Origin of the sequence: Porphyromonas bobii (assembly GCF_943169685.1) — a bacterium.
GTDB lineage: Bacteria > Bacteroidota > Bacteroidia > Bacteroidales > Porphyromonadaceae > Porphyromonas > Porphyromonas pasteri.
On sequence record NZ_CALPBU010000004.1, the window covers coordinates 104,641 to 117,463 of the forward strand.

Genomic DNA, 12,823 nt, shown 5'->3' on the forward strand with positions numbered 1-12,823 from the left:
GCGGGAGAATTAATAGTATCTTTGTAAAAAAGATATTAAACGGCTCGCCACATCGCCCCTCGGCGCACCGCCTCACTATACAAAATAGAGCATTACAGACATGGACGTATTACAGATACAGAAGGACCTGATCGGTATGCAGGACTATATGAAGAACTTCGCGCGTACGCTGACGAAGGACGAAGCCGATGCAGAAGACCTGACGCAAGACACTACGCTGCGCGTCCTGAACAACTACGATAAGTTCGTCGACAACGTCAACTTCAAGGGGTGGGTGCTGAAGATCATGCGTAATATCTTCATCAACAACTACCACAAGCTCGTGCGCACGCAGAGCTTCATCGACCCCAACGTCGACGCTTACAACGTACCTCTGCTTAGCGAAGGCGGGCACAACACTCCCGAGGGCTCCATGGATATCAAGGAGATCACGGGTGCTATCGCCGAGCTGCAGCCTTCACTCAAGGAGCCTTTCTCCATGTTTGTCGCTGGGTATAAGTACAACGAGATCGCCGATACCCTCGGCATCCCCCTCGGTACGGTCAAGAGCCGCATCTTCTTCGCTCGCCAAGAGCTCCAGAAGAAGCTCCGCGATATGCGCTAAGACTCGCCCCTATTTCTATCACCATCACATATAGACTACGCAAGTATGAGTAGAGAACATCGCCGCTGCCTCATCATCGGCTCCGGCCCCGCTGGCTACACTGCAGCCATCTATGCCTCACGTGCCAACCTCTCCCCACTCCTCTACGAAGGTATCCAGCCTGGAGGACAGCTCACGCAGACCACGGATGTAGAGAACTTCCCTGGTTATCCCGAGGGGGTCACTGGCCCAGCGCTCACCCAGGACCTCCGCAATCAGGCTCTGCGCTTCGGTACGGAGATCCGCTCTGGTCTGGCGACGAAGGCTGACCTCTCTAAGGCTCCCTACGTCATCACCTTCGAGGAGGGTGTCGAGGTCGAAGCCGATACGGTCATCATCGCTACGGGTGCTTCCGCTAAGTACCTCGGCCTGCCCGACGAAGAGAAGTACGCAGGTATGGGCGTCTCAGCCTGTGCTACCTGTGACGGCTTCTTCTACCGCAATAAGAAGGTCGCTGTCGTCGGTGGCGGTGACACGGCCTGCGAAGAGGCACTCTACCTGGCGAGCCTCGCCTCGCACGTCTATATGATCGTGCGTAAGGACTACCTCCGCGCCTCTGATATCATGCGTCAGCGCGTCGCAGCCAACGAGAAGATCACCGTCCTCTACGAGCACAATACCGTGGGCCTCTACGGTGAAGATGGCGTCGAAGGCGCACATCTCGTCAAGCGCCTCGGCCAGCCCGATGAAGAGCGCGTAGACCTGCCCATCGATGGCTTCTTCCTCGCTATCGGTCACCACCCCAACTCCGAGCTCTTCGCTGACTACGTCGAGGTCGACGAGGTGGGCTACATCAAGACCGAAGGGCCTACGCCACGCACCTGCGTCCCCGGCGTCTTCGCTGCTGGCGACGTCGCAGACCCCCTCTATCGTCAGGCGGTCACCGCAGCGGCCTCAGGCTGTAAGGCGGCTATCGAAGCTGAGCGCTACCTCGGCGAACACGGGCTCTAAGTCCCACTCCCCTATACGCGCAGCGCCCCTGCCCACCATCGGTGAGCAGGGGCGCTGTCGTTATATAGCCTTCATCCCACTCTACGGGGGGACATAAAAGGAAATACCCCCAAGTCCTCGTAATTGGACCTGAGGGTATCTCCCTGAATCTAATTCCTTCTCTAAGCTCTTCCTCTTGGACTTGAACCAAGGACCCTCTGATTAACAGTCAGATGCTCTAACCGACTGAGCTAAGGAAGAGTACTTAATGCAGCGTCAGAAGGGGCTTATTCACCACGCCCATACTCGGGAGAAGCTCTTCCTCTTGGACTTGAACCAAGGACCCTCTGATTAACAGTCAGATGCTCTAACCGACTGAGCTAAGGAAGAGTATTGCCACCTTCTTTGTTGCGGTTGCAAAGGTAATATAACTTCTTCATATACGCAAATGCCTTCCCACTTGCCCGCAACAATATCCATAGCCACCCGCACTCCCATCGCCGCCTCTACGCACGTCTACCAGCATCAGCCACCCGCCACTTCTTGGCAAAGACCTTGCCCTCTCTCAGACAGCTACTGAAGGAGGTGCTCCCAACCTATACTGGTCAGCGAGTCAACCTATATAGGTCGGCGGCGTGACCAATATAGGTCACGAAGCGAAGCTATATAGGTCAACCCATCGACCTATACAGCTTCACACACCGTCCGATTGTCAAGCAACACCCAGCCGGGAAGACAGAAGTGGTTCACACGATTATACCTCACCGAAGTGATACGCAAGCCCTTCGCCTTATCGCAAGTACTTCTCTTATTCAGCGGAGGGAAAAGCATCGTTCTCATGAAGAAAAAAGCTCCTTCTCGTAGTGGTTTTCTTCTATCTATGCACGTAGTCTTAAAGACCAGGCACGTAAATCCAAATATCCACGCACGTAGATATTAGAGCCACGTACGTAGCCCAAACTTTTCTGCCACTCGTCCGCAACTTTTATCCATATGCAGAGCAACAACCGATTACCATAACCACCAAATGTGCAGTAGTAAACAAGCCTCTGTTGTGATTAGCTTCCAGATTCCGTACCTTCACACTTGCTAATACAGCTTGTAGCGAATGGGAGATAATCTCGAAGAGTTACCTCAGACTGTATCTGATGTGCTAATTCTTGAGGTTATCTCCTTGTTCTCTTCCACTATACTGTAAAAACATAGCTTTCCACGCTCTTGGCGTACGATTATGAGCGAAGGTGTCCCCTGAATACTGGTGCGGAAGTAGTGATATCTGAATGGACGCCCCTTAAAGTCCCCAGCATACCCGATATAGTCAGACCTTTTGATTAGCATCTCGATTTCTCTTATAGCGTCATTCTTCGCCATGTAGTTCTTGTGAGGCTGATTGATGGCTTCCTTCAGCCCACCCACCGTGAATGAGATGGGCTGGGCGAACTCAGGGCGAACAATTTCTTTCCCGACAAGCATCTTCTTCGCCTAGTCTAATATGTTGTGATTAGCTTTCAGATTCCGTACCTTCACACTTGCTAATACAGCATGAGCGTTTCCCTTACCTTTCTGATACAAGTTGTGATTAGCTTTCAGATTCCGTACCTTCACACATGCTAATACAGCAGCAAGCTGTGTTGCCCACGTTTCAGTGAAGTTGTGATTAGCTTTCAGATTCCGTACCTTCACACATGCTAATACAGCGATAGACCTTTATGTACACTCGCTTGTAGAGTTGTGATTAGCTTTCAGATTCCGTACCTTCACACATGCTAATACAGCTGTAAGAAGATTTTCATACACGCTGGAGGTGTTGTGATTAGCTTTCAGATTCCGTACCTTCACACATGCTAATACAGCTGATAGGTCAGAGCTCGTGGTGAAAAAGTAGTTGTGATTAGCTTTCAGATTCCGTACCTTCACACATGCTAATACAGCACAAAGAAGAAGTGATAGAACTGCCGAGAGTTGTGATTAGCTTTCAGATTCCGTACCTTCACACATGCTAATACAGCGTTCATACCAACGCCAGAATAGTCACTATCGTTGTGATTAGCTTTCAGATTCCGTACCTTCACACATGCTAATACAGCGGTTTACTTCTCTAACGAGAGTGGGAATGAGTTGTGATTAGCTTTCAGATTCCGTACCTTCACACATGCTAATACAGCAGCGAAGAGGACTTGTTGGTAGACTTGCGGGTTGTGATTAGCTTTCAGATTCCGTACCTTCACACATGCTAATACAGCTGGTTGCCCGACAGATGCACCTCGACGCCGGTTGTGATTAGCTTTCAGATTCCGTACCTTCACACATGCTAATACAGCGAAGCGTTGCCATCATCACCGACTTCATATGTTGTGATTAGCTTTCAGATTCCGTACCTTCACACATGCTAATACAGCTAGGGGGCCGCCATCTCATTGAGCTGAGAAGTTGTGATTAGCTTTCAGATTCCGTACCTTCACACATGCTAATACAGCCGACGGGCAGAGCCTCAGCGTGAGCGGGCTGTTGTGATTAGCTTTCAGATTCCGTACCTTCACACATGCTAATACAGCCAAGTAGCCAGATATAATATATACGCTATTGTTGTGATTAGCTTTCAGATTCCGTACCTTCACACATGCTAATACAGCAGATTTTGGGAGAAATGAAAGAGGGGACGGTTGTGATTAGCTTTCAGATTCCGTACCTTCACACATGCTAATACAGCCCCCGCCCAAATCTATGGTAGAGGTGTAGGGTTGTGATTAGCTTTCAGATTCCGTACCTTCACACATGCTAATACAGCCGACCCCACAGAGCAATCTATGGGACAAGCACTTAGCAGAAGGATTTAGAAAGAGAAAAGCCCGTGGATATCCACGGGCTTTTCCTTTACTTAGCGACTTTTCCGATTCAAGACCTCATAGCATATCGAAGAGCCCTGGGAGCTGAACGGCATCGGTCGGCTTACGCGAAGAGAAGTGCTCCATCATACCAAACTGCTTGTCAGTAAGCGTCATGATCACCACTTCACCCTCATCGGGGAGCATCGCCTTGACCCGCCGCACATGCGTCTGTGCCTGCTCCATACTCGCACAATGGCGCATATAGATGGAGTACTGAAACATCGTGAAGCCATCCTTCAGGAGCTCTTGGCGGAAGCTGGTAGCCGCCTTACGCTCCTTAGGCGTACTCGTAGGCAGATCAAAGAAGACAAAGACCCACATGATGCGGTATTCACTTAGTCGCTTGGCTCGCATGACAAAAGGGGATAAGCCAAGCGGCGGGCCTCACCCGCGAAGCAACGCAGGAGCGAGGTCGCCGTCTGCGTCGCTGCCAGCATCAGCGGACGACGCTGTCCCTCGATCTCTACATCAAGCGTCGGAAGGGCGAGTAGTCGTGCCTTGATCTCCTTCGTCAGCTCCGTAGGGAAGCCCTCTTCCTCGCAGATCTCCACGACGAGCAGATCCACATAGGGACGGTAGGGCTCCATGATATCGTCTGCCAGGCAATAGGCATTATACTTATTGTGGTGATGGATGCCGAGTGTGGGGAGGAGGCCACAGCCGACGAGGGCCCGTGCGATGATAGCTCTAAGGATGGCATAGCCGTAGTTCAGGAGCGAATTCGGAGCTGCCTCCTCTCGCTCCCGCACGAAGCCTGGGAGGGAGATGAAGAGGTTGCGCCAATAGAAGGCCGCAGCCCGCGCCTCGAGATTGTCTGCATCCCCGCTCTTGACCTGTCGGGACCAAGCGAGCATATTCTTCGCAGGCTCTCCCAAGACGATATGCAGGGCATGGGCTTGGTTGAGGATCTTCGCCTGCACCGTCTGTTGCCAGAGCTGCTTCCTCAGCGGAAGCGAAGCATCGAGCTGTGCACGGAAGCGCTCGGTCTGGAGCGTATGTCCGTCAAGCGGTAGGAGCAGTCCCGAAGGCATGTGCGTCGCCGAGCAGGTCACGACAGCGCAATTATTCTCGAGCAAAGCCCCTAAGAGGGCGTGGGTGATCGTGATCTGTGGGTGGTCGAGGAGGACGACCCCGATATCCTCTATCGGAATCGTCCGTACCGTCGTCTCACGATCATCCGACGGCTGCCGCACCTCCAGCTGCTTGAGGCGCAGAGAGAGGTAGGCAGGATTGCCGATATAGATCGTTCGCTTCATCATGGTAGTTGGGGAGCATCAGAGCAGAGAGATCCGTCCAAGAAGGTCGACACGCACCTTACGGATATTCTTCTCCTTATAAGTCTTAAGCCCTGTAACACGATAAAACTTAGGTATACGACCAGAGCCGTTCTTCCTATCCGCAACACTCGTTTCCAAGTGATATCGGTAGAGAGAGTCACCTAAAGAGATCGCCTGAACACGATAGAGATACTCACTGAGCTTGCGGTAGTCCTGTGCTTCGAGGGCTCGCTGAAGCTCTTCATCCGACAGCCCAATGATAACCATCTCATCCTGCTGGAGGGAGTCAACAAATACCCAATCGGAGGCTGGCAGTAAGCTCAGTACTGACTCTGGGACATCTCCGCGCTGTAGTACTTGCTCCATGACCTCACGTGGATGCGTAATGACTAAGGGGATACCATAGCGTGCACGGTCTACAGCGTCCCAGAAGGTCACGATAGACTCTACAAGCTTGCCCTTAGGAGTACGATAAATCGCCAGATGATGGTTATTGCGAGGCGAGACAAATCCAACAGCGTCGCCCTGCTCATCGTACTTCACCGCCTTCATCTTAGCCCGATCCAGCCCAGTGAAGCAGCGCACACTGCGGATGGGACCTTGCGTACCCGCTTCATCCATGTACACATCTCCCGCAAAGGCTTCCTTCTCCTTACCTCCGTGCTGTGCGAGAAACTCCTTCAGGCGCTTCCTCAGAGCCAAGTCAACGACGTAGTCTACATCCTTAGCCTTGAGGCTATGCAGATCGTACTTACAGACGATCTGCGGCTCCCCATTGACCGTGATCTGCCCATAGACCGTCTCCTTCGAGAGCGGACCACGGGGCACTAAGAGTCCCGACTGCACGCACTTCTTCCCGTGACGGAGGTAGATATTGCGTCCGCGGGTGACGACGCGCTTCCCTGGGCGGTAGGAGATGAGGATCTCGGCGACCTTATCGCTGACGGCACGCACCGAGAGGTGAGGGCGCTGCGTCAGCCAGCGCTCCAAGAGGGAGAGCTTATCAGTCTTCGTCGCCTTCTGTACCTCGATCTCTCCGCTCATCGCCTCACGCTCGCTCTCGGAGCTTACACGATTGAGGCGCTGGATATAGCCCTGACGAGTCGAAGCCACGACGAGGGCATCGATAGCGTGGTGACGGTGGTCCATACGCTTCGACCAATTTGTGATGCGAAGCTTCTCGGTCGTCTCACCCTCACGAGATACACGCTCCGTCTCACCCATCGAGTCGTAGCGGTCGAGGTTGAGCGTATGGAGGATATCATCATAGCCCCAGAGACTACGAAGTCGGGCAGTCACTCCACCCTCGCTCGCAGAGACACGACGGATACCCTGCTGGAGGATGGCCATAGCTTGGCGAGAGATGTACTGCGTCAGGCGCAGCTGGCGCTCGAGGAAGTCGGAGGGGATATCCTCCTTCATCCAGCGTAGGCGCTGATGCTTGCTGTAGGAAATCGCCTTCTTATCCAGCCGCTCATTGATACGCTCCATATACTCGGCTTCCCAGCCCTTCGCACGGATGTACTCGAGAGCGGTGCGATTGCCCTTCTCCTTGTTGCATCGGCGACAGGCGCAGGTCTTATTGCCGTAGGAGTCATCATAGAGGACGGACTTCGGGATGATGTGCTCGACCTCCATATCGTCCCCATTGAGACATTGGCTCAGCGTCAGGATCTGACCGCAGTACAGACACTTTTCTCCAGCCTCCGCCCACAGCATATACTTGCGGATACGGGACTTTGTCGGGAAAAGTCCACACTCACGGATCTTCTCTGCGATCGCTTTATTCTCCTTCTCTCTACGGCGGTTGCCCTCTGCCATACGCTCACGCTCCTCACGCGACATCTTCAGCTCACGTGCCAGCTCGACTCGGACTTCATCGACGCCGTACTCGGCCTTGAGTGCATTGACGAGGTTGATCATCTGGTTGAGGATCTTCTCGACGAGGGGCTGACGAAGCTCATTGCGCTGCAGCAGCGGGATCTTCTCCAGAAGTGTGCGCTCGGTGATCTCTTCGCTGGTGGGGCTATTCGAGTGGCGGTAGCCGACGGCTGCGCACGCCTCGCTATAGCCCAGCCCCTGCTGGAGCTGGGGGAGGAGCTTGCAGATGAACTTCGCGGACTTATTCCCATAGCCAGGCTTGATGAAGTCCAGGCGATAGAGCTGATCCAAGAGCCCACCATCCAGGTCCTCCTCCGTCATACCCAGCTGCGTGATGAGAGCACGGCGCATCGCATCACGCTCCTCGATGGAATAGAGGATGTGCCACAGGCGATAAAGGGGCTGGCGGACGTAGCTATCGGTGACGACGGCAACCTCTCGCTCGGTGACCTCGCCCGTCTCTTCGTCGGTAAGCTGGACGGTCATCATACGCGTCTCCAGCTCCATATCGAGGAGGTGGTGATACTGCGGATAGGGCTGCAGAGCCGAGGCGAGAGCGACCCGCGTGCTATTCCCCTTCAGTCCACTCTTCGTGGTAAGCTGGTCTGCGATGAGCGCCTTCTCCTTGAGAAGCTTCTTCAGCGCAGCGAAGGATAGCGAAGCACTTGACTGGAGATGCGCGACGATCTTAGCACGCTCCTCGGGTGTGATGTCGCGCGGTGAGCCGTCGGGACGGGTCAGACGGATATTATTCACCGCCTCATAGATACGGCAGAGCTGGGAGAGGGGCGAGGACTTCGGGGCAACCTTCGGGCCGAACTTGACCCTACGCTCAATGAGCTGCCGACCTCCCTTGCCGTCGTCCTGCTGGACGCGCATTACCTTCTCCTGCTTCTCGAACTCGCACAGCGAGACCAGGTGCTTGCAGGACTTCAGCGGGCGCTGCATGAAGATGACTTCATCACGCAGCATCCGGATGAACTCGTCCGTAAGGATATTGGGATAGTGCACGCGCTGAGCCGCCATGATCTGATCGTACTCATCAATGTAGCGCTGACGGGAGAAGATCTGATCCTTGATGCGGTAGCTGATGCCGCCCGTGGGGCTCTCACTCTGATTCTGACGGAGCTGCTCGGCGAAGTACTGCCCCACCGTCTTGTGCTCGGCCTGGAGCTTCTCGTCATTCGCACGGATGCCAGCGAGGTAGGCACTATTCGAGTCCTTCTTCTTCTCGCCCTCATCTCCGACGATGGCAGCGGCATCACTCTTGACATGCCGATAGCCACGCTTCTGATTGATGTGGCAGAGCACACGCCCCAGCTCGGGCAGCGTCAGGCATTCACCAGCTGTAGCCGCCCGCTCGCGGAGCTCCCATAGCTCCAGCAGAGGGAGCTGAATGAGTGCAGCATCGGGGAGCATCCCGAACTTCTCCAGCTCTCGACGCAGGCGGTAGCGACGCAGCTGATAGCGGGCAAAGCCTCGGCGCATCGTGCGGCGCGCCGTCCGCTCTTGGTTCGCCGTGAAGGCCTTCCCGATAGAGAAGTCCGCAGCATCGGTAGCATTGTTTAAGGGGACGACACGGCTCCCCATACCTAAGATTTCGGCAGGATCTCCCTGCGCATCGAGGGCGATAAGGCACCACCCTATTGATCCTACTCCGAGGTCAAGACCAAGTACATGTTTGCTCATAAGCATTGGTTGTGTTGATATTAAGAAAAATGGCTACATTTGCAGTAACGAAATCTGAAAGCTAATCACAATAAGGATTTATTCCGTTGTGAGAACATCCAGGGTGGGGCCTCTTAAGAGAGGTTCTCACCCTTCTTTTTTGTGATCAGACCGAGAGGTCAGGCCACTACGATCAGCCGTAGCACTGAAACAAATGTAGCAACTTCCCCACTGCCGAGCAAGCAACACCGCATACATGAGCGACTTACATATCAAAAAGGGGGCCACCACACCCTACTTTTCCCACCTCTAAAGCCTGCAAACCCAAGGAGCATTCTCCACTAAGAGAAGGGATATACCACACATACTTCATTTATATCTATTTACATAGACATATTATACACAAGCATTTTTGTAAGGGATATATAAGATATCCATACAACCTATCGTTTATATCTTGAGCAGGAGAGGAAGCCCGTCTTACACTCCTTCCCTAAGTACAATTCATTTAACGGAACCATTACTGCGGAGCTGGATAGCTCGGTCTACCCTCTCTCCGCCTCATCATCAACTACAAGTAAAATGGCTACAAAACAATCATTTCGCCGACTCGGCATCCTATCTCTTCTCCTCTTCTCCTTTGCCTTAGTGCTCAGCTCTTGCGGTGGCAAGAGTGACCTGCCAGGCGGAGAATTCGGGGGCTTCGGCAGCGCAGACCTCAAGCAAGAGGTCACGATCAAGGCCTCCGCACCAGTCCAGGTCAACTTCACAGCCAATACGCTGGGGGACTCTGACATCTACCGTGACGGCAAGCTCGTCTCTCAGTCGATCTACAACTCCGAGTGGAGAGACCCCGTCGCGAAGTCCCATCACACAACGTTCACCCACAAGGGTTCAGGGCTATACGTCGGAGTCATCGCAAGCAGACCTAATAGTGGTAATTCACCCGCAGCCATCAAGGTGAAGATCGAGGTCAAGCAATACAATGGGAACAAGCACATCAGAACCTACGAGAAGGAAGTGACCCTCACCGCAGAGTCTCTACTCTCATCAACCTCGGAGATGTACCAACTCCAGGCTAGCGACAGAAAAAAGTAGCCAGCTTCACGGCTTAGGAGAGCCACGCTCTCTGGTACATCACTCCAAGCAAGATCCCACTTGATACCGCTCCATCCGAGGGTGCATCAAGTGGGATCTTCTCTTTTCGAGGAGAAGGTACGAGAGCTGTGAAGAGGCGGTCTGGTGCAATGGTCTCCTATAGGTATATGGGTGCGTGGGTAGAGCTATATAGGATGACGAAGAAAGCTATATAGCTTTGGACTAATTCCTATATAGCGTTCTCTCGATTCCTATATAGCTTTGTGAAATGACCTCTATTAGGTTGTTGCTCTGCATAGGGATAAAAGTTGCGGACGAGTGGTAGATAAGTTTGGACTACGTACGTGGCTCTAATATCTACGTACGTGGATATTTGGATTTACGTGCCTGATCTTTAAGACTACGTGCATAGACAGAGGAAAACCACTACGGGAAGGCACTTTTTTATTCACGAGAAGGACACTTTCTCCTCCGCTGAATAAGAGGAATACGCGCGATAAGGCGAAGGGCTTGCTCGGTCACTTCGGAGAGGTCTATCGGGGAGCTGGGCGCGCGATGCCTTAGCACAATAAATAGAGGACAGGACTCGCGGCAACAGTCTCATATAGGCAGCCAGCCATCGGACCTTCGCCGACCGCCCACGTAGAGTCGGGAGATGAGGCGAGCTTTGACTAACTTTGTAAGCGTAATTCAAAAAGACAGAGACAATGGATAATACAAGAATGAGCCGAATCAATCGACTCATCCAAAAGGAGGTCAGCGACCTCTTCCGCATACAGACCCAGAGCATCCCCGGCACACTGATCACCGTGACATCGGTGACCGTGAGCCCCGACCTCAGCATCGCTCGTGTACGCCTGAGTATCTTCCCCTCGGAGAAGGCCGAAGAGCTACTCGAGTCAATTCGCTCCAGCGCGAAGACCATCCGCTACGATCTGGGCCTACGCGTAGGCAAGCAGCTGCGTAAGCTCCCCGAGCTAACCTTCTTCATCGATGACTCACTCGACTACCTCGAGCGCATCGATAGCCTCCTCGGACTGAACGACAAGTAACGATCTCCACACTCCCCGCCCCTCGCCCGTGCTCAGCTTCCGCATAGCCCTCCGCTACCTCTTCAGCCGCACCCGCCTGCATGCAGTGAACTACGTGACGGCACTCTCTGCCGTCGCCATCGCTGTCGTCGCTATGGCGCTGGTGGCTGTCGTCGGCGTGTACAATGGCTATGTGGCGATGATCCTCGGAGCTACAAAGCAGGTCGATGCCGACATCGTCCTGAGAGACACCGAGGGCGGAGTCTTCGACCTGAAGAAGTTCCCCGACTACCGCACCAAGCTCACGAAGGCAGGTGCCGAAGCGATTGCCCTGCGCCTGGAGAGCAAGGGACTCCTACGTGTAGGGGAGCAGCAGTGGGTCGTGGATGCCGTCGGGGTAGACTCGGCCTTTGCCTCCGTCTACCCGATGGGGCGTGCAGCTGATGTACCCGAGCTCCACTCGGCGACGACCCTCGTAGACGCCGAAGGTGCACCCATCACCCCCATCCAGCTCGGCGCAGCGATCCAGCTCCCGCAGGATAGCAGCCGCACCGAGCACAACGGTCCCGCTGCCGAAGTCCTCTTCCCCAAGCGCCTCGGCTTCACCAATCCCTTAGCCCCCGCCTCGTCCTTCCAGAGCCTCGAGGCACGGGTCATCGGGCAGTATCAGCCCACGAGCCAAGAGACGGATGCTGCGATCTACCTCCCCTTGGCTGACCTGCAGGACGTACTCGACTATGAGGAGAGCGAAGTATCCGCTCTCGGCATTCACCTCCGATCGGGCGTCAAGACCTCCGACTTCAAGCAGCAGGTGAAGGTGCTCTACGGCGACCGCCTCACCGCCCTTGACCGCGAAGAACAGCACCCAGACCTCTCCTACCTCATCCGTATGGAGAAGGTTATGACCTATCTCATCCTACTCTTCATCCTCCTCCTGGCGGCCTTCAACGTCGCCAGCTCGCTGGCTATGCTCCTCATCGAGAAGCAAGACGACAGCCGTATCTTCACCGCTCTCGGTGCACCACCCAGCTTCACGCAGCAGGTCTTCCGCCGTGTGGGCCTACTGATCGCCCTCACGGGGACCAGCGTCGGCATGCTCCTCGGCTGGATACTCTGCCTCCTGCAGGCACGCTTCGGCATCATCCGCTCTGGTAGCGGTATCGAAGCGATGGCGCTCCCCGTGGATGTGCGCCCGCTGGACATGCTCCTCATCTTCGTCTCGGTGACGGCGCTCTCCTTCCTCATCTCCCTCTACCCCACCCGCTTCTTCCGCCGCGGTTAGGCGCATTCCGCCCCATCGTCTTCACCTCCCCCTATACATTATTATATATAGGGTGGTGTGCTGTGCTTATGAATGCGGGGAAGGAGGGTGAAGTGAAAAGCAAAAGATTTGCCACGATACCGAGG

Annotated in this window: 9 protein-coding genes, 2 tRNA genes and 1 CRISPR repeat array; of the genes, 5 read left to right on the top strand and 6 right to left on the bottom strand. The window is 54.2% G+C overall.

Annotated elements, in window-relative coordinates; genetic code table 11:
- Nucleotides 1-100: 100 nt before the first annotated feature.
- Nucleotides 101-604 (top strand): RNA polymerase sigma factor, encoded by a 504-nt coding sequence (locus tag KO088_RS05235; RefSeq protein ID WP_044115306.1) that lies wholly within the window; start codon nt 101-103, stop codon nt 602-604.
- Nucleotides 605-649: 45 nt separating this feature from the next.
- Nucleotides 650-1,594 (top strand): thioredoxin-disulfide reductase, encoded by a 945-nt coding sequence (trxB, locus tag KO088_RS05240; RefSeq protein WP_044115305.1) that lies wholly within the window; start codon nt 650-652, stop codon nt 1,592-1,594.
- Between the two features lie 166 nt (nt 1,595-1,760).
- Here the strand turns inward: trxB and KO088_RS05245 are convergent.
- The 6 genes from KO088_RS05245 to cas9 form a co-directional block, all read right to left on the bottom strand.
- Nucleotides 1,761-1,834: transfer RNA gene (locus tag KO088_RS05245), tRNA-Asn, on the bottom strand.
- Between the two features lie 55 nt (nt 1,835-1,889).
- Nucleotides 1,890-1,963, bottom strand: a tRNA-Asn gene (locus tag KO088_RS05250).
- A 744-nt stretch (nt 1,964-2,707) separates the two neighbouring features.
- Nucleotides 2,708-3,046, bottom strand: coding sequence for an LPD3 domain-containing protein (locus tag KO088_RS05255; RefSeq protein ID WP_215493873.1), 339 nt, complete (start codon nt 3,044-3,046; stop codon nt 2,708-2,710).
- A gap of 21 nt (nt 3,047-3,067) precedes the next feature.
- Nucleotides 3,068-4,361: direct repeats of the CRISPR family, unit length 48 nt; unit sequence GTTGTGATTAGCTTTCAGATTCCGTACCTTCACACATGCTAATACAGC.
- A gap of 115 nt (nt 4,362-4,476) precedes the next feature.
- Nucleotides 4,477-4,815, bottom strand: coding sequence for a CRISPR-associated endonuclease Cas2 (gene cas2 / locus KO088_RS05260; RefSeq protein WP_215493874.1), 339 nt, complete (start codon nt 4,813-4,815; stop codon nt 4,477-4,479).
- Complete coding sequence (gene cas1, locus KO088_RS05265; protein WP_215493875.1) at nt 4,797-5,720, bottom strand: type II CRISPR-associated endonuclease Cas1; 924 nt, start codon at nt 5,718-5,720, stop codon at nt 4,797-4,799. The genes cas2 and cas1 overlap by 19 nt, the downstream gene beginning before the upstream one ends.
- A gap of 15 nt (nt 5,721-5,735) precedes the next feature.
- Nucleotides 5,736-9,308 (bottom strand): type II CRISPR RNA-guided endonuclease Cas9, encoded by a 3,573-nt coding sequence (gene cas9, locus KO088_RS05270; RefSeq protein ID WP_215493876.1) that lies wholly within the window; start codon nt 9,306-9,308, stop codon nt 5,736-5,738.
- A gap of 561 nt (nt 9,309-9,869) precedes the next feature.
- Here cas9 and KO088_RS05275 point away from each other — a divergent pair.
- The 3 genes from KO088_RS05275 to KO088_RS05285 all read left to right on the top strand — a co-directional run bounded on the left by KO088_RS05275 (nt 9,870) and on the right by KO088_RS05285 (nt 12,698).
- Nucleotides 9,870-10,385: a hypothetical protein gene (locus KO088_RS05275; RefSeq protein ID WP_215493877.1), complete on the top strand. Its 516-nt coding sequence runs from the start codon at nt 9,870-9,872 to the stop codon at nt 10,383-10,385.
- Between the two features lie 707 nt (nt 10,386-11,092).
- The gene (gene rbfA, locus KO088_RS05280) at nt 11,093-11,437 is read left to right on the top strand and encodes a 30S ribosome-binding factor RbfA (protein ID WP_044115296.1); all 345 of its coding nucleotides are present in this window, start codon (nt 11,093-11,095) and stop codon (nt 11,435-11,437) included.
- Nucleotides 11,438-11,465: 28 nt separating this feature from the next.
- On the top strand, nt 11,466-12,698 hold the full coding sequence (locus KO088_RS05285; RefSeq protein WP_215493878.1) for an ABC transporter permease: 1,233 nt from the start codon (nt 11,466-11,468) through the stop codon (nt 12,696-12,698).
- The last annotated feature ends 125 nt before the right edge of the window (nt 12,699-12,823 follow it).

What these genes read in the sequence shown, in the direction of transcription:
- KO088_RS05235 (WP_044115306.1), top strand. Translation starts at nt 101, where the DNA reads ATGGACGTATTACAGATACAGAAGGACCTGATCGGTATGCAGGACTAT.
- trxB (WP_044115305.1), top strand. Translation starts at nt 650, where the DNA reads ATGAGTAGAGAACATCGCCGCTGCCTCATCATCGGCTCCGGCCCCGCT.
- KO088_RS05255 (WP_215493873.1), bottom strand. Translation starts at nt 3,046, where the DNA reads ATGCTTGTCGGGAAAGAAATTGTTCGCCCTGAGTTCGCCCAGCCCATC.
- cas2 (WP_215493874.1), bottom strand. Translation starts at nt 4,815, where the DNA reads ATGCGAGCCAAGCGACTAAGTGAATACCGCATCATGTGGGTCTTTGTC.
- cas1 (WP_215493875.1), bottom strand. Translation starts at nt 5,720, where the DNA reads ATGATGAAGCGAACGATCTATATCGGCAATCCTGCCTACCTCTCTCTG.
- cas9 (WP_215493876.1), bottom strand. Translation starts at nt 9,308, where the DNA reads ATGAGCAAACATGTACTTGGTCTTGACCTCGGAGTAGGATCAATAGGG.
- KO088_RS05275 (WP_215493877.1), top strand. Translation starts at nt 9,870, where the DNA reads ATGGCTACAAAACAATCATTTCGCCGACTCGGCATCCTATCTCTTCTC.
- rbfA (WP_044115296.1), top strand. Translation starts at nt 11,093, where the DNA reads ATGGATAATACAAGAATGAGCCGAATCAATCGACTCATCCAAAAGGAG.